Source organism: Thiofractor thiocamini, assembly GCF_055384375.1.
In genome coordinates, this window is record NZ_AP042389.1 from 493485 (window position 1) to 514993 (window position 21509).

A 21509-nucleotide genomic window follows, 5' to 3' on the forward strand; every position below is an offset into this window, starting at 1 on the left:
CATATCAAACTCCTTTTAGTATATGTCCACAGTTGTTTAGCCAGTAAACCGTGGCATAAGGGATAAAGAACTCCTTTGCCTGCTTTGTATCTATGATCCTATCCTGTTCACCAAGATAGACTTCCATCTTTATCCCTCTTTGTACAATTATATCCAATTTTTCTTTACTCCACTCATAGCGAAGAAGTTTATCTAAATCTTCCAAACCATCTCTTTTTTTATATCTCGATATATCAAAATCATATGGGTATAAAACATTTTTGTAAAAAGTATCCAGATACCTATCTTTATCTTTTTTGAAGGCTCTTAGTTGAAGTTTTTTAAAACTTTCACTTTTATCTTGAAAAAAAGCAGGTGAAAAAAGTTGAAGAGTATCTATCCTTGTTTGGGTTTTTAGTGCATATTCAAATGCTTTGATAGCCCCGTAGCTAAAACCGGCTACCGTAAAATCACTCTTTAAAAGGAAGTTATCAAATATTTTTTGCTCGTTTTGAAAACAAAATCCGCTAAAATATACCATTGACTATCTCTTTTAACTCCTCTTTTGTAACAAGTTCATTTTGTAGCATTCTCTCTTTAACCTTTGTCAGAGCATTTTCATATCTTTCAAGGAATTTTTTGACTTCCTCTTTTGCTTCTTCTAGTATGTTTGCACTGTCAAGCTTGTTTGGATATATACTCTCACCCATACCGTACTTTTCTACCATCAAATTTGCCAAATCTTTTGCTTTTTGCAAGTCGTTGACACTGTTTGAAAATTTATCCTGATAAAAAAGCTCGGTTGCGACCATACCGGAGAGATAAACTTTTATCTTCGAAAGCATTGCGCTTTTTGACTCTATCTCTTTATCTATATCCTTTGTACCGTCACTTATGATGGAAACCTTGTCAAAACTTACATCAAACCAGTATGCGCTAAGAGCTTTGGCTGATTGGTAAAGTGCTTGTATATCTTTTTCTTCGTTGGAAAAAGATAGTATCTTCTTTTTACCAAGTAAAACTTTGTCCCTAACCGCATAAAAATCACTCTCTTCTATAACTCTTGAGCCTCTTTTTAGTGCATTTATGGCTGCTTCATTTACCAAAGTTGAGAGTGCCGCACCGCTGAACCCGACTGTTATATCAGCTATATTTTTTGCATCGACTTTATGTTTTTTATCTTTTAGATATATCTTTATGATGGCTTCTCTTTCACTTTTATCCGGAAGTGAAACAAAAACTCTTCTATCAAATCTGCCTGATCTTAAAAGTGCTTCATCCAAAACTTCTATCTTGTTCGTTGCGGCTATGACTATGACTCCCGAACTCTCTTCAAACCCGTCCATTTCCGATAACAGTTGATTTAGAGTCGATTCTCTTTCGTCGTTTCTTAGTCCTCCTCTTGCCTTTCCTACGGCATCTATCTCATCTATAAAGATGATAGAGGGTGCATACTTTTTTGCATAGGCAAAAAGCTCTCTTACTCTTTTGGCTCCGATTCCTACATAAATCTGCACAAAAGATGATCCGCTTTGATAAAAAAACGGTACATTGGCTTCGCCCGCAACTGCCTTTGCTATCATGGTTTTTCCGACACCCGGAGGTCCGACCAAAAGTACACCTTTGGGAAGTTTTATGCCGAAGTTTTTGTATTTTGAGGGATTTCTTAAAAAATCAACTATCTCGGCCAACTCCTCTTTTACCTCTTTTATGCCTGCGACATCTTTAAATGTTATATTTGAAACTACAGGTTTTACAGGTGTACTCATGAAACTTTCTATATCGAAAGCTTGCTGTTTGTTTCTTTTTTCTTCCATTTTACTTCTTGCTTGCATATCTTTTTTACGCAAATAGAGTATAAAAGCGAATATCATCAAGAAAAGTATGATGCCGCTAGTTAAATCACTTAAAAAAGTACTGTTTTGAGCTATATCTACAGGAGCTGATTTAAGTAACTCTTTTATATCTATACCGTCTTTGACTATTTTGTATTTTTGGCCGTTATATGTTTTTATGATGATTTGATCACCATCTATGGTGGCATTTTTTATATCGTTTGCATCTAGAAGAGTTTTGTAAGTTTCATAGTTTATCGAGTCGGCACTGTTTTTTATATAGGCAAATGTAAAAAGTGCCAACAGTATCACAAGTGCCGTGAGGGTATAGATAAATTTTTTATTTTTAAAACTCGGCATAATTCATATCCTTTTTAACTTTATAATTGTTTAGTTTTATCCATTCGTTGTTGAGCTCTTTTTTGGAATTTATCAAGACCCTGTTGTAGTATTGATCAAGTCCTTTAAAATATCCGTCTTTGAACTCTTCAACAAGTACCAAAAGGGGCTCTTTTACATTTTTTCTAAATTCATAATTTTTTCTTTCTATCAACTCTTCGACTTTTTTATGTCGTTTTTTTGCAATATCTCCGCCAATAGTATTTTCCATTTTAGCTGAAGGTGTATCTTCTCTCTTGCTGTATGTAAAACAGTGTATATGAGTAAGCGGTAGTTTTTCAAGCTTTTCATATCCGTCTTCAAATCTCTCTTCGCTTTCACCAGGATGTCCCACTATAAAATCAGTCCCAAGAGCGAAACCTTTGAGTGATAGTTCTTCGAAGAGCTTTATATCGTTTTTGAAACTGTTTCTTCTGTGCATTATCTTCAACATTTCTTCATTTGTATGCTGAAGAGCTATATGAAGATGCCTCTCAAGCCAACTCTCATCAAGTATCTCTTTAAAATCATCATCTATCTGTACAGGCTCGATACTCCCAAGCCTTATCCTTTTTACCCCTCTTATGAGAGAGATTTTTTTAAGAAGTTTACCAAGGGATGTGCCTTTGTCTTTTCCGTAGCTTCCTATATTTGTTCCTGTAAGGATAAATTCATTGTAGTCATTTTGAGTAAGTATTTTTATCTGCTCTAAAATTTTTTCTTCATCCTGGCTTCTTGCATCTCCTCTTACATAGGGAATGATGCAGTAACTACACCTAAAGTTGCAACCCTCCTGGATTTTTATAAAAGCTCTGTTTTTCCCTTCAAAATTATAAACTATACTCTTTTCAACTGAGCTCAAATCCCCGATTTTTATAAATCTTTCACTTTTTTTTAGGATTTGGTTGATATTTTCTTTTTCAGAGTGGCCAAAAACCCCAAAAACTTTATCTTCCTTGAAAAGCTTCTCCCCTTTGCTTATGGCGCCACATCCTGCATATATCACTCTTTTGCCAAGTTTTGATACTTTGGATATATAGCCTCTTGCTCTACTGTCAGCCGAATTTGTAACGGTACAGGAGTTTATGATGATGATATCTGCTTCATTTTCATCTTTGGCTATATCGAAGTCTTTTAGATTTTCTATCATGACTTGGGTATCGTATATATTTGTCCTGCACCCAAAAGTTTTAAAATAAACCTTTTTCACTTCACCCTTCACCCTTTCACCCCTCACTCATAAGCGATGATATAACTATATTTTTATCCACATCATCGATCATTTTATATGAACCTATATGATTTGGTAAGATAAATTTTATCTTGTGGTCGGCACTTTTTTTATCATGAAAAAAACTCTCGTAAAAACTTTCATAGTTTTTTATCTCATAATTTACAGGAAGTGAGTAACTTTGCAGAAGACTTTTTATCCTGTTAGCTTCATCTTTGTCAATCAGCCCCAGCTTTAAAGCCAGTTTATTGGCTAAAACCATACCTATACTTACGGCTTCTCCGTGAAGATATTTTTTGTAGTTTGTCTCATTTTCTATAACATGACCGAAAGTGTGGCCATAGTTCAAAACCGCTCTTATGCCTGCTTCTTTTTCATCTTTACTGACAACATCGGCTTTTATCCTTATACATTTTTCTATGGCAATTTCAAGATTTTCTTCTTCAAAAAGAGAGTATTTTTCAAGCCAGTTAAAAAAATCTTTATCAAAAGTAACAGCCATTTTGACTATCTCAGCTACTCCTGCACCAAACTCTCTTTTTGGTAAAGTTTTTAAAAAAGCCGTTTCGCAGTAAACGGCTTTTGGCTGATAAAAAGCCCCGGTTAAATTTTTGCCAAATCTGTTATTGACTCCGGTTTTGCCACCTACACTTGCATCAACTTGAGAGAGTAGGGTAGTCGGTATCTGAATAAAGTCAATGCCTCTTAAAAAGATGGCTGCACTAAATCCTGTCATATCTCCTATGACTCCTCCGCCAAAAGCTATAAGTAGAGATTTTCTATCTAGCCGATGCTCGTTTAGTCTGTCAAGTATATATGATACCGTATCTAAGTTTTTATACTCTTCTCCGTCAGGTACCGTAATGATATATAACTCTTTGGCTTCAAGATGCTCTAAAAGTTTTTTTAAATGTAAACCTGAAACTCTCGGGTTGGTTATAACGGCAACTTTTTTTTCATATATAAGTTTGTCAAGCTCGTTTATGAAAATACTATAACTCTTTTTTTGTTCATTTATATCGATATTTATATGCATGTCTTTCCTCTTTATTCTGGTACGGGGATAAAAACTTGATACACCCCGTTTAACTTGTAGTATAATTTTTGAAAACTTTTGGAAAACCATGAGAAAATACCTGCATTTTTAACGTTCTCGTCAAAGGGCAAAAACTGCACGATATCATCTTTGGTTTCCAATTCCATGATAGGATTGTGTTTTGGTTTTACAACTTTTATCTTCCTTTTGAACATGCTACCCAAATTTTTAAAGTGATCTATCAACTCATCATTTATACCCATCTCTTCAGGATCGTAATCGTACAACTCTATATCGAGATCGAGTTGAGCCGATATATCAAAGATAGGAGCGGTTAATTTTTCTATTTTTGTACTGTCTTCAGGGATGATTACACTCTGTTTTATTTTGCTAAAGTCATACGTACCTGTTTTAAAGACAGGTATTTTGGCATCATATAGTATCTGTTTGTATTTGCCAAATATATCGTTATCAACGATGATAAGTCCTATATTGGCAATCTCGAGATCTTGAAAAAGTGCATTTTTGAAATTATCCGTCTCATAATCTATAAAGACTCTAGTAGAACCTTTATCGTAACTTTTTATTTTATCAAAGCATTTTGAATAAGTCGGGTTTATTATCTTGATGATCAGTTTATTGTTGTTTAGCATGGAGTGGAGCAAAAAAGCGTTGTTGATCATTTTTTCTATATCATCAGGGTCGTTTCTTTGCATATCAATAAGAACATATATATTTTTACCATATGGTGAGGGAAAAGAGCCAAACTCCTGTTTGATACTTATGCTTACGCTTCTTAGGATATTTGGATCTCCTATAACAAGAAGTATATCGTTTGGATATATCATGGTCGAATGTTTTGGCAGTATCAGATCATTGGCTCTGTAGATAGCGGAAATCTGCCAGTTTTTTTGTCTTATGCTTGAAATATGTCTGTACACATAAGGACTTCCAAAAGGTACGTCTATCTCCATTATTTCGCCTATGCCAAGACCTACATTTTGTGCTATTACAGAAACATTCGGCAAAAAGTCAAAAAGCCTTGATGAAAGTACTTCGTTTGCATTTAGCAAAGAGAGGTTTGTATCTTCAAAGCTCAGATGCCACACATCTAGCAAAACTATATGTATCTCTTTACTTAATGCCCTTATGTTTTTGTATGTCTCCAATGCGTCAAATCTCTTTTTTACGACTATGAATACTTCGACGATACTATCTTTGAAAACTGATCTAAGCTTTGAGAAACTTGTCGGATCAAACTTGAAATACTTTACATGTTCGGCTTTTTTATCGGTAATCGTTTTATCATTGTAGTAAACTACACTGTAATTGTTATCGGATGTAGTATCGCTGCAAACTCTTTCTAAAAAATGTTTTGCTACAATACCGTCTGCGATTATTAATATATCTTTCATAATTATATTATATCAAATTTAAATTGCAAGGAAGATTAATGAAGTTCAATATAGACGCCATAGACGGCGATGCAAGGGCATGTACCATACAAACATCCCACAGCATTATACAAACTCCGGTTTTTATGCCTGTTGGTACGGTAGGCAGTGTAAAAGCCCTCGACGCATACGATATGACAACTCTTCTTGATAGCAAGATCATACTTGCAAACACATACCATATGTATCTAAGACCGGGCGATGAGGTTGTAAACTCTTTTGGAGGATTACATGGGTTTACTACGTATGACAGAAGTTTTTTAACAGATAGCGGCGGTTTTCAAGCATTTTCACTAAGCTCCATCTCAAAAGCAGATCCAAACGGTATAAAGTTTAAAAGTCATATAGATGGCTCTATGCACTACTTTACGCCTGAAAAAGTTTTGGATATTGAGTATAACTTAAACTCAGATATCATGATGATACTTGATGATCTTGTAGCACTTCCCGCAACCAAAGAGAGAGTTAAGCTTTCGATTGAGAGAACTTATGAATGGGCAAAAAGATCTATAGAGTATCATAATAAAATGAAACAACTTGAAAGAAACTCCCAACAAAATATCTTTGCTATCATACAAGGCGGAACAGACAAAGAGTTTAGAAAGATTTCCGCTGAAGGGTTGGTAGGGTTGGAGGATTTTGACGGATATGCCATAGGGGGCTTGAGTGTCGGAGAAAGCAATGAAGAGATGTATGATATAGTTTCATACACCACTCCTTTTATGCCAAAAGATAAACCAAGATACTTGATGGGCGTGGGAACTCCTGAGGATTTGGTAGAAAATATCGAAAGAGGGGTCGATATGTTCGATTGTGTCATGCCTACAAGAAATGCACGAAACGGAACGCTTTTTACAAGTTACGGCAAGATCAATATAAAATCTTCAAGATACAAGCTACTTGATGAACCCATAGACAAAGAGTGTGATTGCTATACCTGTAAAAGGTACTCTCTAGGCTATATACATCATCTTTTCAAAGCAAAGGAGATCACATACTACAGACTTGCATCTTTACATAATCTGCACTACTATCTTCATTTGGTAAAAGAGGCAAGAAATGCTATAATGGAAAATAAATTTTTAAAATTTAAGAAAAATTTTTACGATAAAAGAGTAAAATAATTTCCCGATTTTTTATTAAATACAAAGGATATAAAATGTTAAAAACCATAAAATCAAAACTCATAGCGACCACTTTGTCGTTTTTTATCATCGGTTCTATTATATTGCTTCTTTTTATATCATATAATTCGAATAAAATCATAAAAAGCGCCACAACTGACAATATAGAAACTTTAAGCAGTACTATATTTGTAGCTATCAGAACAGCTATGAATCTTGGAGATCCAAAAATCGTTGAAGATACCCTAAAAACCGTTAAAAAGATAAAGGGTATAGAAGATATCCAGATAGACAAGTCACAAGAGGTTATTAAAGCATTTGGACTTAAAGATCATTTTACTACAAATGAAATGGTCAGAAAAGTTTTTCAAACCAAAAAACAAGTTATCATGGAGCAAAATGAAAATGGAAAACATATACTAGAACTTCACAAGCCACTGATAGCTACAACAGAGTGTCTTGGCTGTCATGCCACATCAAGCAGGGGAGATGTTTTGGGGGTCATGAATCTTCAACTCTCTTTGGAAAAAGCCGACAAGGAGATAAGTGACTTTAACTACCTTATCGTGGCAAGTTTGATTATCGCTTCTATCATAGCTACTATAGGGTTTTTGCTGTTTTTTGGCAAAGAGATACTAAAACCTCTTCATTTTTTAACTATAAGAGTAAAAGATATAGCAACCGGGGACGGCGATTTGACAAAAAGACTCAACTTTGTAAAAGAGGATGAATTGGCAGCTGCAGGCAAATGGGTCGATACTTTCATAGAAAAGGTTCAGCATTCTGTTATCGAAGCCAAAAATGCTAGCACCCAAAATCTTCATCTTTCAAATGAGCTTGAAAAAAGTTCAAACTATTTAAGCAAAGAGATACTTGAAAACATTAAAGAGATAGAAAGCGTCAACGACATGGGTAGCAATATGAAATCTATCCTGGCAGATACGGTGGAAAGCGCCAAAAAGAGTAAAGAAGACATAGAAGAGGCTGATAGAAAGCTTCAAACCGTGAAAGAAAGCATAAATCAGATGAGCCAAAAGATGCAAGAAGAGTCTCATGCGGGGATCGAGTTAGCCAACAGGATAAATGACTTGAACAAGACTGCCGAGGATACGAAGCTGGTTTTGACGAAGATTTCCGATATATCAGACCAGACAAATCTTCTAGCTTTAAATGCCGCCATAGAGGCTGCCAGAGCAGGGGAACACGGTAGGGGTTTTGCGGTAGTTGCGGATGAAGTTAGAAAACTTGCCGAACAAACCCAAAAATCACTTCTTGAGATAGATGCGACAACAAACCTCATGGTCCAGGAAATTGCAAATGCAAGCGATGCCATTAGTAAAAATGCCCAAAGCATCGAACAATTATCAAATGACGCACTTGATATTAACAAAGATATAGATGAAACATCTTCCACAGTGAGAGTTGCGCAAAAAGTATCCGATGACTCACTAAGAGAATCTATAGAGCTTGCAAATGACGTGGAAGAGATACTAACAAAGATAGAAGAAGTTTACGGCTCTTCAAAAGAAAATATAAAAGTCATCAATGAAATGAAGAGCATATCCAAAAAGATAAAAGAGAGCGCAAAAGAGTTAAATGCAAAGCTAAACAGCTTTAGAACTTAAAAAGTTTCAACCCCGAAAAGTATTTTGCTTTTTGGGGCTACTTTTGCAGTCTTATCTCGACTGATTTTTGATGTGCAGTAAGACCTTCTGTTTTAGCTAAAAGTGCACATGCCTCACCTATCTCCTTTATACCCCTGTCGGATATACTTATAATGGAAGACTTTTTTATAAAATTATCTACACTAAGAGGTGAATAAAACCTGGCAGTTCCTCCTGTTGGAAGAGTATGATTTGGACCTGCTATATAATCACCTATAGGCTCAGGTGTATTTTTTCCTAAAAATATGGCTCCTGCATGTTTTATAAAAGGCAAAATTTCAAAAGGCTTTTCTGTCAATATCTCCAAATGCTCAGGCGCTATTTGGTTCATCAAATCGACTGCATCATCCATGGTATCGACTATTATGATAGCACCTCTTGTTTCTATGGATTTTTGTGCTATTTTAACTCTGCTTAATGTTTTTAAATCTTTGTAAATCTGCTCTTTTGTCTTAAAAGCTATCTCTTTATCCGTTGTTATCATGATCGAACTTGCCATCTCATCATGCTCCGCCTGAGATAAAAGATCCATCGAAAGATATCTTGTATCAGCACTGCTGTCAGCTATAACGCCTATTTCACTAGGCCCTGCTATCATATCTATGTTTACCTCTCCAAAGACCATCTTTTTTGCAGTTGCAACAAATATATTGCCTGGACCCGTTATGACATCGACCTTCGGTATGGTTTTCGTTCCGTATGCCAAAGCTGCGATCGCACCGGCACCTCCGACTTTGAAAGCTTTTTTTATACCACATATATGCATAGCAGCCAAAAGTAATTCATTTATCTCATTGTTTGGAGTAGGCGTACAAACCACTATCTCTTTTACTCCTGCAACAATGGCCGGGATCGCATTCATAAGAAGAGAACTCGGATATGCCGCTTTTCCACCCGGGATATAAAGACCGGCTTTATCTACACTGGTTACTTTTTGCCCCAAAATATCACCATTTTCATCATAATCGAACCAGGAGCGCGGCATCTGTTTTTCATGGAAGCTTTTTATCCTGTCATATGCTAAGTGCAAGGCAATTTTAAGGTCATTATCTATATTGTCATAAGCGTTTTGCATATCTTTGGTGTTTATAGATAAATCATCATCACTTTTTGGCTTCCATTTGTCAAACTTTTCTATATCCTGCATGATTGCAGTGTTGCCCTTTTCTTTGATATTGTTTATGATATCACCGACAATGTTGGATACGCTTTGTATATCCATTTTTCCGCGATTTAACAATTCATTAAAATTCTTTTCAAAATCATTGTCATTTATACTGAAAATTTTCACCACATTTCCTTTTATATCTTTGTATCATTGAAATATTGCCTTTTGTACCACCTTGGTGTATATACATAACTTCACTCGAAATATCATTTTTTTGTAAAAATTCCATCATACACCAAAAACCCAAAGGATCATACAAAAGGTCAAATTCAATTTTCAATTTTTTTTGTAATTCTATCCAAAATCCATACATTTTACAATCAAGTTTTCCAAAACGGTGTTTTTTCGTATCTAAAATTACCGGATGGTCTGCCTCGTTATCGTTAAGCTTAAAAAATTGTTTTTTCAGATACTCTTTTCCGCCTACGCATGCGTTTGTATAAACTTTTGAATTATCGCTTAACTCTTTTATACACTGCTGCAAAAAAAGTGCAGTTGTTCCGGTACCTGAGGGTAAAAAGATAGTTAAATCGGTCAAGTTTTTATCATTTTTAAATTCAATTATCTCTTTTGCAAGATGAGCGATGCCGTATTTTGATGTTTCACATCTTCCGCCCTCTGGTATAAAAAGAGTGTCACCTTTTATGATAGTTTTGGATAGAGTATTTTTCCCGATCAATTCTTCATACGGACAATCTTTGAAAAGTTTTAGTTTCATACCGTTTTGCAGCGCATATTTTAGGTTTCCGACTGGGTCTTTAAACAAAAAATCGGGTAAATGATCGGTATAGTACTCAAAGTCCCAGTTTTTTAACTTACAAAGTACCGAAAGTGAGTACATGGCATTTGACTGGTTTGAGCCGTAAGAGATTATTTTTTTTATATGAGGAAAGTCATTTACTAAAAAATAGTGAAATTTTCTGGCTTTGTTGCCGGAAAATTCACTATCTAAAAGATCATCCCTTTTGATAAAAATCTTTTTATCATTTACAAAAACTTCCTCAACAGGAGAATTTTCAATATCTATCAATACAGTTTAAATCTCCAAAAGCGATTTTTAGTCTGTCTCTCATGGATTCTTCGCCTGCTCTTAGCCATTTTCTAGGATCATAATATTTTTTATTTGGCTTATCATCCCCTTCCGGGTTACCTATCTGGGCTTGCAGATAGTCATGATATTTTTCTATGTATCCTTTAGTCCCGCTCCAAAAAGCCCATTGGGTATCGGTGTCTATATTCATCTTTACCACACCATAACTTACCGCTTCTTCTATCTCTTGATGGGTTGAGCCGCTACCGCCGTGAAAAACGAAACTTACCGGTTTTTCGGATGTGGAGAATTTATTTTCTATATATTTTTGGGAATTATCGAGTATCTTTGGAGTAAGTACGACATTACCCGGTTTGTAAACTCCGTGAACATTACCGAAAGATGCGGCTATAGTGAATTTATCGCTTATCTTGCTAAGTCTTTCATAGGCAAGCGCCACATCTTCGGGTTGAGTGTAAAGTCTTGAATTGTCTATATCGCTATGATCTATGCCATCCTCTTCACCGCCTGTAACTCCAAGTTCAATTTCTAAAGTCATATCTATCTTACTCATTCTCTTTAGATATTCTTCACAGGTTGATATGTTATCTTCGAGTGATTCAATTGACAAATCAATCATATGGGAGCTAAAAAGAGGTTTTCCGAGTCTTTTAAAGTGCTGTTCTCCCGCATCCAAAAGTGCATCGATCCAAGGCAGGAGCTTTCTGTTTGCATGGTCAGTGTGCAAGATAACAGGTATCCCGTAAGCTTCTGCCATCGTGTGAACATGCATAGCTCCGCTTATAGCGCCCAAAACTGCTCCTTTTGTGCTGTCGATCCCTTTTCCGGCAAAAAATGCCGCCCCGCCATTCGAGAATTGTATGATTATAGGCGAGTTTACGTCTTTTGCCGATTCAAGAGCTGCATTTATGGAGTCTGTTCCTACGACATTCACTGCGGGCAAGGCAAATTTTTGTTCCTTGGCAATGGAAAAAAGTTTTTGCATATCACTTCCGGCTATCACTCCCGGTTTTAAAAAATCAGAAACCTTTTTTGTACTCATTTTAGCTTCCTTGTATTGTTATAATTTTTCTATCTTTGCACTTTTTCTAAGTTTTTTTGCAATTGTTTGGACATTTTTTTGGAATTTTTGGATTTTGAGTTGTGCTTTTATCCTGTCTTTTACATTTGCAAAGGCTACATTTCCGCCATCTTTTTTATCTTCTACATATATAACATGATAACCAAACTGTGTTTTAACGGGAGTTTTTGTGATTTGACCTTTTTTAAGAGCAAATGCAGCTTTTGAAAACTCAGGAACCATTCTTTTTGCACTGAACCATCCAAGTTCGCCACCGTTTACTTTGCTCGGACCGGTTGATTTGGTTTTGGCAAGTTCTATAAATTTGTTTTCAAGCTTTTTACCGCTTAAACCTTTTAATTGGTTTATGATATCTTGTGCTTCTTTTTCTGTTTTTACAAGTATGTGTCTTGCTTTAACTTGAGCCGGTTGTTTGAATTTGTCTTTGTTTTGATCATAAAAAGCTTTTGCCTGGGCATCTGTTACTTTAGCTTTTTTATACTGCTCTTTCATCCATACTTCAAGAGCTAAATCTCTTTTTACTTTTTCAAGGGCTTTTTTGAAAGCTTCAGTTTTCTCCACGCCTTCTTTTATCGCCTTTGATGTCAAAAGCTTGCCGTCTATCGCCTGGTCAAGTATCTTTTGCTGAGTTTGTGGGGGAAGCTGATCGAAATTGATACGAGGATTTCTTATAACCATCGCTATATCACCGGCAGTTACATCCATACCGTTTACTTTCGCATACACTTTTTGTGCCGCAAAACTTGAAGTTGTCATCATAACTGATGCCGCTACTACGCTTAAAATAATCTTTTTCATCTATATCCTTTTTAAAAATTTTGTAATATTATACTACTTAAAAGTAACTGTAAAGTAAATCAACTCATATTGTGATATACATTTTGTATGTCATCGTCTTCTTCCAAAACATCTATGAGTTTTTCAACTTTTGCCGCTGTTTCGTCATCTACATCCACTTCATTGTTGGCTACAAGCTCTATGGAACTTTCCTGTATATCAGCTCCGGTTTCTTCTATAGCCTTTAAAAGCTCGTTAAAATCCCCCGGTTCACACTCAAAAAGCAAAAAGTCATCGAACTCTTTTATATCACTTGCGCCGTTATCCATGGCTACTTCCATGATTTCATCATCTTTATCACTTTTTGTAACCGTTATGATACCTTTTTTGTCAAACATCCATGCAACACACCCGCTCTCACCCATGCTTCCGCCATTTTTTGAAAAAGCATGTCTTACCGTTGCTACAGTTCTGTTTTTGTTATCCGTCATACACTCCACCATGATGGCAACTCCTCCCGGGCCGTAACCTTCGTAAGTTATCTCATCATAGTGAACTCCCTGCAGATTGCCCGTAGCTTTGTCTATGGCTCTTTGGATATTGCTTTGTGGCATAGAAACCGCTTTTGCTCTTTCAACCGCAAGTCTTAGTGCAGCGTTACTGTCAAGGTCGCCTCCGCCTGCTCTTGCCGCGGTCGTTATATCTTTGATGGCTTTTGTGAAAGCTTTTCCTTTTATGGCATCTTGTTTTGCTTTTATATGTTTTACTTTAGACCATTTATTGTGTCCAGCCATTATCATCCTTATTTGCAAAATTTGGATAATTATAGTTAAATATCCTTTAAAATATGATATAATCATAGATAAAACTGAAAATATTAAGAGGATAAAATGCAATTAAAAAGGGTTAAACAGGCTATAGAAGATATAAAATCAGGGAAAATGGTCATCATGATAGATGATGAGGATAGGGAAAATGAAGGTGATTTGGTGTATGCAGCTACATTTTCTACGCCACAAAAAGTTAATTTTATGGCAAGTCATGCAAAGGGTCTTATCTGTGTTTCGGTAACTGATGATATATCAAGAAGACTACATCTTTCACCTATGGTTACCAACAACGACTCACAACATGAAACAGCTTTTACCGTTACGGTTGACGCAAAAGAGTGTACCACCGGCATCTCGGCATACGAGAGAGATATGACTATAAAAGTATTGGCTGATTATAAGTCTCAGCCAAGTGATCTTGTAAGACCGGGCCATATATTTCCACTAATCGCCAAAAAAGGAGGCGTGCTTGTAAGAACCGGACACACCGAAGGATCGGTTGATATTTGTAAAATGGCCGGCGTTGCCCCGGTGGCGGTAATATGCGAAATCATGAAAGATGACGGAACAATGGCAAGAAGAGATGATCTTGAAAAATTCGCTAAAAAACATAAGTTAAATATAGTCTATATCTCCGATTTGGTTGAGTACAGACTTCAAAACGAATCACTTGTAAGAGAAGTGGCACAAGCTAGAGTAAAGTTCATGGATAGCGAAGCAAAACGTATAGACTATGTTGATCATAAAAGCTCTCACCATGTGGTATATCAATTTGGTATACTCAGTGAAAATACAAATGTAAGATTTCATAATGTAGGGCTGGATATAGATCTTTTATCAAATACCCACAAATACAACAATCTCATAAAATCCATAAAATATCTGCAAAAAAACGGCGGACTTTTGATATTTTTAGAAAAAGAGGAGCAAAGAAATCCTTATATGAAAGAGTATGGTATAGGAGCGGGTATCTTAAAAGACATGGGAGTTAAAAATATCAATCTACTTGTCGGCAAAAAAGGTGTGGAGTTTGTAGGTCTTAGCGGTTTTGGTTTGAATATAGAAAAAGAGATAGAGATAAGTTAAGGGCTCTTTGGAAATGTAAGAAAAAAAGTTGTGCCTTTTGAAACTTTCGAATCTACCTTGATATCGATGTTATACTGCTTGCATACTGATCTTACTATGTCCAAACCTATGCCAAATCCTCCATTGTCATCACTTTTTCTTTCATAGCGGTTGAAGATGATATCTTTATCTTCATCGGCTATGCCTATGCCCTGGTCAGTTATACTAAAAACCCTGTTTTGAAGCTTTATTTTTATCTTTGTATTTGGATATGAGTATTTTATGGCATTGGATATAAGATTGTTTATAGCTTTTTGGATACGAGACCTATCCATATAAACCATAGTGGATTCGAGGCTGAACTCTATGTTGTTTCCTTTGCTAGCGGCAATCTCATCAAAAAACTTGATACACTCTTTTGTCAAAACCGCCAAATCGAAATTTTCATTGAAAATTTTATCTTCATTGTTGAACGCTATGAAAGAGAGTGAATTATATATCTGGGATATGAGTTTTGCACTGATGGATATATGATGGAGTGCTTTTGGGTTTAGGTGGTTTTTGCCTCTAAGAGATGATACACTCATCATCAAAGCTGAAACCGGTGTATTTATATCGTGAGCACTGTCTTTTATGAAGCAATTCAGCCTTTCCACTCTTTTTTTTACAGGAGCTATGAGCAGTTTACTTAAAAAATATCCGACTATACCGATAAAAAGAAGTGACACCAAAACTACACTTCCTATAAGAAGTAAAAGCTTAGTTTTTTGTTTTGCTATTTGACTTCCTTCTATAACTATGTAAGATACATCAAACAACGGCTCGTTTAGTCTTGCTATGTGGTATTCATGTTCATAATTTTTGTATGCTTTTTTCGAAAGTAGAACTTTTTTAGACTCGAGGTTTGAATATATAGGCTTTCCACTACTGTCAAAAAGTCCAACGTTCATTTTGTAAGAAGAGGGATTGAATTTGAACTTTTTATGCTCCATGGATGCTTTCATAAGTTCTTTTTCTATCTGCATGGCTTGGTTTCTCATTTCAATGGAGCAAACATCGGTGATGATCACAGCCTCTTTCTTGTAATACAAAAATGCGATGATGGATATCAGCGCCAAGGCGGAAGATATGTAAATAGCCAAAAAACTTACAAGAGCTCTTTTTTCGTCTTTATTCAAAGTAGTACCCGCTTCCTCTTATAGTTTGTATCCTTTTTTTACCTATGATGTTTCTTAAATTCTTTATGTAAACACGTATGGTAGCATCTGTAGGCATAGACTCATACTCCCACAGGTTTTGCATCAACTCTTCAGATGAGATGACCCTTCCTTTGTGGGAACTTAGATACAAAAGTATTTCACACTCTTTGTTTGCTATTTGATGAGTTTTATCTTTTACTCTTATACGGTTTTTGTTCGGTATAAGTGTAGTATCGTTATCTAGATTTACTTTCTTTTCACTCTCTATGGAAAATCTTTTTTGGATATTTTCTATCCTCAAGTCCAGCTCCTCCAAATCGAACGGCTTTTTTATATAATCGTCACATCCGCTTTTAAACCCGTCTATCATGTGAGAAGTATCCTGATAAGCGGTTATCATGATAACAGGGGTAGTATTTTGAAATTCTCTTATCTCTTTTAGAACCGATACCCCGCTTCTTTTGGGTACATTTATGTCAAATATCATAAGGTCGAACTTGTTTTCACTGGCAGCATCTAAAGCTTCTTCTCCATTGTCTACACATACAACGTCGTATCCGCATTCATCTTTTAAATGACAAGTCAAAATATCCGAAAGTATCGTATCATCTTCCAAAAGTAAAATTTTCATCCTAATATCTCCATAACCAAAATTATACTATAATTTTTGTTTAAGATATGTTTAGTGTATATTTAGTAACAAAAAAGGGGTAAGATGAAGATACGTGTATATTTTGAAGATACCGATGCAGGCGGCATAGTTTATCACAGCAAATATATAAACTTTTGTGAAAGGGCAAGAAGTGAGATACTTTTTGAAAAAGGATTATCGCCTAAAACAGAAGATGCGGTTTTTATCGTAAGGGAGTTGAAAGCTTCTTATCTAAAAAGTGCGACACTTGGTGAAATTTTGGAAGTAAAGACAAAGATAAATTCCATAAGCAGAGTCAGCATGATGCTAACTCAGGATATCTTCAATGAAAAAAATGAAAAGATATTTACAATGGATATAAAACTGGTATATTTGAAAGATTCAAAACCATCTAAGATAGATGAAAAGTTTTTAAATCTGTTTAAAGCCTCATTTTAGAATAAAACTACGATCGTTTGATCCACTCTGTACCAATAAAAAATACAAATAAAGCTTGACTAGTATATTAGAATATGCTAATATACTAATAATACTTTAAAATCTATTGAGGAAAAATATGACTTACTGCAACAGAATAACCGTAGATAAAGATTTGATCGAAAATGCAAAAACACTTTTAAATACAAACGAGGAATCGATCATCAAAAAAGCGGAGCTTTTTGCTCTTTTGGGAAATGAAGTTCGTTTAAAAATAGTGAAACTGTTTTTGACATATGAGAGAATGTGTGTATGTGATCTCGTTGATGTTTTAAATATGAAACAATCACCGATTTCCCAGCACCTTCGAAAACTAAAAGATGGAAAAGTTCTTATAAATAAAAGAGAGGGCATGACTGTATTTTACTCGATATCACCGGATATGAAAGAACAACTTGAAAACATTATACAGTAACCATATTGCGAGCCACATACAGTTTTAAATATTTTTACAAAAAAGGATATATCATGAAGACATATGAATTTGAAATAAAAGGTATGACTTGCGAGCATTGTGCTCTTAGCATAAAAAAAGGACTTGAGCTAAGCGGTGTTGTTGATAAGTCTGTAAGCTACCCCAAAGGAAAAGCGAGTGTGACCTTTGATGAAAGGTTGGTGCAGGTAAACGACATAGAAGATGCTATAAACAGTATCGGGCATTATAAAGTGACGGCATACAGTGAGATAAAAGAGAAAAATCATCCTGAACATCTTATCATAGTCGGTGGCGGCTCCGCAGCATTTTCAGCGACTATCGAAGCGCATAGCAGGGGTATAAAAGTCACCATGATCAATGACGGGCTTCCTATAGGGGGAACTTGTGTCAATGTGGGGTGTGTACCTTCAAAAAACCTTATAAGAGCAGCTGAAACTCTCTATAAAGCAAACAACAATCCGTTTCACGGCATCAAAAGTGAAGCAAAAGTGGAAGATTTTAAAAGTCTCATAGATGCCAAACGTGAACTTGTGCTTGATCTTCGCAATCAAAAATATATCAGTATCATAAAAGATATGGATAATTTTGAACTTATCGAGGGAAGAGCAAGTTTGCTTTCAGAAACATCAGTAAAGGTAAATGACAGGATTATAGAGGGTTCACATATTTTGATCTGTACCGGCGCATCTGCTTTGATCCCTGATATAAAAGGCTTGTGCGAAGTTGATTATTTGACAAATGAGGAAGCTTTTGAACTTGATACGCTTCCAAAGTCCATCATTGTGTTGGGCGGAGGCTACATAGCGTTGGAGATCGCACAAATGTTTTCCAGAATGGGATCGAAAGTGACGATATTGCAACGATCCAAACAAGTTTTATCAACCCAGGAATCAGATGTGGCGAATGAAATCACCAAATATCTCAAAGATGAGGGGATTGAAATCATTCTCAGCTGTCAAATTCAAGAAATCAGTGAAAAAAACGGTATCGTGAACGTTAATGCTTTGATAGATGGAAAGAAAAAATCCATAACTTCGGAAAAACTCATAGTTGCAACCGGCAGAAAACCAAATACATATGGTATGAACCTTGAAAAATCAGGGGTAAAACTAACTTCCAAAGGTGCGATTATAACAAATGATTATCTGCAAACTTCACTTCCTACAGTCTATGCCGCAGGTGATGTTCTTGGGAAAAATATGTTTGTTTACACTGCTGCATACGAAGGAAAACTAGCAGTTAGCAATATGTTTGCTTCGATAAAAAAAGAGGCTGATTTTTCAGTGTTGCCATGGGTGATTTTTACAGATCCTCAAGTAGCCGGCGTAGGACTGGATAAAAAACAGGCAAAAGATAAGGGGCTAGATGTAGATACAGCGGTATTACCGCTAAGTTATGTCCCTAGATCCATAGCGGCCAATGATACACGTGGTTTTATAAAACTTATAAGAGACAAAGATACCGATACATTGGTGGGAGCCAGGATAGTAGCACCTGAAGGGTCGGAACTTCTTATGGAAGTATCCCTTGCTGTTAAGTTTGGTATAAAAGTCAGAGATATAAAAGAGATGTTACATCCTTATTTGACACTTTCTGAAGGTATCAAATTGGCAGCTATCACATTCAGTAAAGATGTCAAGGAGTTGAGTTGCTGTGCCACATAATTAGAATGTGGTAACCTCTTTGAAGGCGGATTTGGTTGGTTTTAGGACCTTTATGTCGTAATTTACCTGGTTACTTAGGATATTTTCGTTAAAAGTCCTTGTTGCATCACTGTCAAAATAGAGAGTATATATATAGTCAATTCCTATGGAAGTCGAGTAATTTATCCAATCATAGAGTATATTGTTATCAAGTATTTTATTGGTTGCAACAAGCTTGTCGTCGCTTTCACCTATGGAATTGGCGATATACATATTTTTTCGATCTTCATACTGGGTTAGGTCAAGAAGAAGAGGGTTGTAGTTTATTTGCGTGGAAAATAGTGCATAAGGTATTATTTTATAAAATCTGAATTGTGAAGCCAAAAGAGAAGTTTTAACTAAAGGGGTATTTAAAAATATCGAACTGTTTTGCAGTTTTTTGTTGTATTTTAAAAAAGATTTGAATTTACTCAGTTTTTGCGGGATAATCTTTTTGTAAATGACTCTTCTGTCACCGTCACTTTGTATGTAGCTGCTCAACTTAAAACCCATATTGCTTTCATCGGCAAATATAGCTATCTTGTCATTGGTAAAAACCAAAAGTTTCTCTATCTGTTTTTTATAGTTGATCCCACCAAAGATAAAATTGGTTTTTTGGGTCGGTATCTCATTTTTGTTAATAGTGGGTACATAGTATATAAGATTCGTGTCTATACTAAGTAGCCTTTTTACACCCGTATCCGTATAAGGTGCTATAACGAAGTCAAACCCTTCATCTTCAATCTTTTTGACCGTATCTTGTATATTTTGGAGTGTTTCATCTTTTGAATCAAACAATTCAAAATCAAAATCAACCCCTTTTTGCAAGAGATAAGCCAAAACGGTATTTGTAGTGCTTATGCTGTATCTTCCTATGATGTTTTTGGGTACCATTAAAGCGATTTTTACGATATTTGTTTTTTTTGTATTGAAAATATTGAGCTTTATTTTTAGAGTTTCATACTCTTTTGACAAGTTTGCATCATTGACACTCTTTTTGTAGTTTGATAAAAATGAAAAAACTTCTCCATTTTGCAGATAGTCATTCAAACAACCACTATCACACTCTTTAATACTTAAGTCTATAATGTTTGAAGCAGGAAGAGGAAGCCCTGAGAGATACAGACTTTTTGCCATGGAAAACAGAGTGATAAATACAAGTATTAAAAATATCCTCAAAAAAAACTCCAGTTAATTAGACTTGTTGATATAATAAAGGCGTATTATATCATTTAAAAACTTAGTTTTTTAAAAGAGCTTTGACTTTTTTCATATCCAAATATACAAACTTCTTTGCACTTGGGTTTCTAAGCAGAAAACTTGGATGAAATGTAGGTATGAGTTTGGCATTTGCAAAAGTTAAAATTTCTCCCCTTATCTTGGAAATCGGTGTCGTATCATTTGTAAGGTTGTTATAAGCGGTCGCTCCAAGAGTGATGATGATCTTTGGATTTATGATACTTATCTGTTTTATAAGATAAGGCATGCACGATTCGACTTCCTCTGGAGTAGGGACCCTGTTGCCCGGGGGTCTGCATTTTACTATATTTGCTATATATACATCTTCTCTTTTTAGCTCAAGAACATTTTCTATGATCTTCGTCAAGAGCTCCCCGGCTCTTCCTACAAAAGGTTTGCCTGTCTCATCCTCATTTGCACCCGGTCCTTCACCTATAAACATTATATCGGCATTTGGATCCCCTTCACCGAAAACAACATTTTTTCTTGTTTTTGAAAGTTGGCACAAATGGCAGTTTTGGACAATGTTTTTGAGTTGCTTTAAATCATTCGGTAAGTTTTTGGCTGTAAGATTATCTTGGTTTATATTTTGTATGTCATTTGTATATTTTAGACCAAGTGACTTGTAAGTATATAAAGATTTAAGGATTTTTAGTTTTTTTACTCTGTGCATGATGTGTGATCCCCCGATTGGACGGGGGAAGGGGTGTTACTCTGTAACTTCTACTGTTTTTGGATCACTTTCCCAAATACCGTGTTTTGTACAGTAGCTTTGTGCTACAAGAGTCATTTTTTTACCTTGAGGCTTTATTCTAAAAGTTACTTCTGCATGACCTTTTTCGCCTTGACCGCCTAGCATACCGGCTATAAAGTCAGCTCTTGCAAGAAGTGTCTCTTTGTTGTAAAGTGCAAGATTGGCTATGTAGTGATCATAATCATCCGGATGAGTATATTCGTTTCCTACTTTAACTGTCACTTCAAACACTTCATCCGCTTTTGCGGTATCCGCGCAGTGGATAAACGGAGAGTGTCTGTCTATATAATCTTTCTTGGCTTCTCTCTCTACTGTATCTATGTCAACATATCTGTTTATTTTTGGCATATCAAACTCCTTTTTTAAAATGTATTATTATTATATCTCAGTTTGCCTA

Annotated in this window: 21 protein-coding genes; 6 read left to right on the forward strand and 15 right to left on the reverse strand. The window is 35.6% G+C overall.

The features are described from left to right. Positions 1 to 4: 4 nt before the first annotated feature. Genes bioV through ACZ47B_RS02490 form a run of 5 tightly spaced genes read right to left on the reverse strand, consistent with a single transcriptional unit; the run spans position 5 to position 5874 of the window. The gene (bioV, locus tag ACZ47B_RS02470) at positions 5 to 520 is read right to left on the reverse strand and encodes a pimelyl-ACP methyl ester esterase BioV (protein ID WP_464895096.1); all 516 of its coding nucleotides are present in this window, start codon (positions 518 to 520) and stop codon (positions 5 to 7) included. Next, positions 507 to 2174: an ATP-dependent metallopeptidase FtsH/Yme1/Tma family protein gene (locus ACZ47B_RS02475; protein ID WP_464895097.1), complete on the reverse strand. Its 1668-nt coding sequence runs from the start codon at positions 2172 to 2174 to the stop codon at positions 507 to 509. The genes bioV and ACZ47B_RS02475 overlap by 14 nt, the downstream gene beginning before the upstream one ends. Next, complete coding sequence (mtaB, locus tag ACZ47B_RS02480; RefSeq protein WP_464895098.1) at positions 2161 to 3402, reverse strand: tRNA (N(6)-L-threonylcarbamoyladenosine(37)-C(2))-methylthiotransferase MtaB; 1242 nt, start codon at positions 3400 to 3402, stop codon at positions 2161 to 2163. Before mtaB ends, ACZ47B_RS02475 begins: the two co-directional genes overlap by 14 nt. Positions 3403 to 3418: 16 nt before the next feature. Further along, a complete protein-coding gene (gene aroB / locus ACZ47B_RS02485; RefSeq protein WP_464895099.1) occupies positions 3419 to 4459 on the reverse strand; it encodes a 3-dehydroquinate synthase in 1041 nt (346 codons plus the stop codon). Between the two features lie 11 nt (positions 4460 to 4470). Then, the gene (locus tag ACZ47B_RS02490) at positions 4471 to 5874 is read right to left on the reverse strand and encodes a COG3400 family protein (RefSeq protein WP_464895100.1); all 1404 of its coding nucleotides are present in this window, start codon (positions 5872 to 5874) and stop codon (positions 4471 to 4473) included. A 38-nt stretch (positions 5875 to 5912) separates the two neighbouring features. On the opposite strand from ACZ47B_RS02490, the gene tgt reads away from it, so the two are divergent. Together tgt and ACZ47B_RS02500 are read left to right on the forward strand one after the other, a co-directional pair. After that, complete coding sequence (tgt, locus tag ACZ47B_RS02495; RefSeq protein ID WP_464895101.1) at positions 5913 to 7037, forward strand: tRNA guanosine(34) transglycosylase Tgt; 1125 nt, start codon at positions 5913 to 5915, stop codon at positions 7035 to 7037. A 35-nt stretch (positions 7038 to 7072) separates the two neighbouring features. Further along, positions 7073 to 8662 (forward strand): methyl-accepting chemotaxis protein, encoded by a 1590-nt coding sequence (locus ACZ47B_RS02500; protein WP_464895102.1) that lies wholly within the window; start codon positions 7073 to 7075, stop codon positions 8660 to 8662. 37 nt (positions 8663 to 8699) lie between these two features. Here ACZ47B_RS02500 and hisD read toward each other — a convergent pair whose 3' ends face one another. Genes hisD through ACZ47B_RS02525 form a run of 5 tightly spaced genes read right to left on the reverse strand, consistent with a single transcriptional unit; the run spans position 8700 to position 13572 of the window. Beyond that, a complete protein-coding gene (gene hisD / locus ACZ47B_RS02505; protein WP_464895103.1) occupies positions 8700 to 9992 on the reverse strand; it encodes a histidinol dehydrogenase in 1293 nt (430 codons plus the stop codon). Continuing rightward, complete coding sequence (locus ACZ47B_RS02510) at positions 9970 to 10899, reverse strand: 1-aminocyclopropane-1-carboxylate deaminase/D-cysteine desulfhydrase (RefSeq protein WP_464895104.1); 930 nt, start codon at positions 10897 to 10899, stop codon at positions 9970 to 9972. The genes hisD and ACZ47B_RS02510 overlap by 23 nt, the downstream gene beginning before the upstream one ends. After that, positions 10886 to 11962, reverse strand: coding sequence for a class II fructose-bisphosphate aldolase (fbaA, locus tag ACZ47B_RS02515; RefSeq protein ID WP_464895105.1), 1077 nt, complete (start codon positions 11960 to 11962; stop codon positions 10886 to 10888). Before fbaA ends, ACZ47B_RS02510 begins: the two co-directional genes overlap by 14 nt. An 18-nt stretch (positions 11963 to 11980) precedes the next feature. Continuing rightward, positions 11981 to 12799, reverse strand: coding sequence for a peptidylprolyl isomerase (locus tag ACZ47B_RS02520; RefSeq protein ID WP_464895106.1), 819 nt, complete (start codon positions 12797 to 12799; stop codon positions 11981 to 11983). A 59-nt stretch (positions 12800 to 12858) separates the two neighbouring features. Beyond that, positions 12859 to 13572, reverse strand: a complete 714-nt coding sequence (locus ACZ47B_RS02525; RefSeq protein ID WP_464895107.1) for a YebC/PmpR family DNA-binding transcriptional regulator — start codon at positions 13570 to 13572, stop codon at positions 12859 to 12861. A 96-nt stretch (positions 13573 to 13668) separates the two neighbouring features. On the opposite strand from ACZ47B_RS02525, the gene ACZ47B_RS02530 reads away from it, so the two are divergent. Further along, on the forward strand, positions 13669 to 14694 hold the full coding sequence (locus tag ACZ47B_RS02530) for a bifunctional 3,4-dihydroxy-2-butanone 4-phosphate synthase/GTP cyclohydrolase II (RefSeq protein ID WP_464895108.1): 1026 nt from the start codon (positions 13669 to 13671) through the stop codon (positions 14692 to 14694). Here the strand turns inward: ACZ47B_RS02530 and ACZ47B_RS02535 are convergent. Together ACZ47B_RS02535 and ACZ47B_RS02540 are read right to left on the reverse strand one after the other, a co-directional pair. Beyond that, entirely contained in the window at positions 14691 to 15851 is a 1161-nt protein-coding gene (locus ACZ47B_RS02535) for a sensor histidine kinase (RefSeq protein WP_464895109.1), read from the reverse strand. The genes ACZ47B_RS02530 and ACZ47B_RS02535 overlap by 4 nt on opposite strands. After that, entirely contained in the window at positions 15844 to 16503 is a 660-nt protein-coding gene (locus tag ACZ47B_RS02540; protein WP_464895110.1) for a response regulator transcription factor, read from the reverse strand. Before ACZ47B_RS02540 ends, ACZ47B_RS02535 begins: the two co-directional genes overlap by 8 nt. Before the next feature lie 84 nt (positions 16504 to 16587). On the opposite strand from ACZ47B_RS02540, the gene ACZ47B_RS02545 reads away from it, so the two are divergent. The 3 genes from ACZ47B_RS02545 to merA all read left to right on the forward strand — a co-directional run bounded on the left by ACZ47B_RS02545 (position 16588) and on the right by merA (position 19101). Then, a complete protein-coding gene (locus tag ACZ47B_RS02545) occupies positions 16588 to 16962 on the forward strand; it encodes a YbgC/FadM family acyl-CoA thioesterase (protein ID WP_464895111.1) in 375 nt (124 codons plus the stop codon). 118 nt (positions 16963 to 17080) lie between these two features. Continuing rightward, positions 17081 to 17416, forward strand: coding sequence for an ArsR/SmtB family transcription factor (locus tag ACZ47B_RS02550; RefSeq protein WP_464895112.1), 336 nt, complete (start codon positions 17081 to 17083; stop codon positions 17414 to 17416). Between the two features lie 53 nt (positions 17417 to 17469). Beyond that, positions 17470 to 19101, forward strand: a complete 1632-nt coding sequence (gene merA, locus ACZ47B_RS02555; RefSeq protein WP_464895113.1) for a mercury(II) reductase — start codon at positions 17470 to 17472, stop codon at positions 19099 to 19101. On the opposite strand, the gene ACZ47B_RS02560 is transcribed toward merA, so the two are convergent. The 3 genes from ACZ47B_RS02560 to ACZ47B_RS02570 form a co-directional block, all read right to left on the reverse strand. After that, positions 19102 to 20298 (reverse strand): hypothetical protein, encoded by a 1197-nt coding sequence (locus ACZ47B_RS02560; protein ID WP_464895114.1) that lies wholly within the window; start codon positions 20296 to 20298, stop codon positions 19102 to 19104. It abuts the gene before it with no gap. A gap of 61 nt (positions 20299 to 20359) precedes the next feature. Then, positions 20360 to 21031: a uracil-DNA glycosylase gene (locus ACZ47B_RS02565; protein WP_464895115.1), complete on the reverse strand. Its 672-nt coding sequence runs from the start codon at positions 21029 to 21031 to the stop codon at positions 20360 to 20362. Positions 21032 to 21067: 36 nt separating this feature from the next. Continuing rightward, a complete protein-coding gene (locus ACZ47B_RS02570) occupies positions 21068 to 21460 on the reverse strand; it encodes a class II SORL domain-containing protein (RefSeq protein ID WP_464895116.1) in 393 nt (130 codons plus the stop codon). Positions 21461 to 21509: the final 49 nt, after the last annotated feature.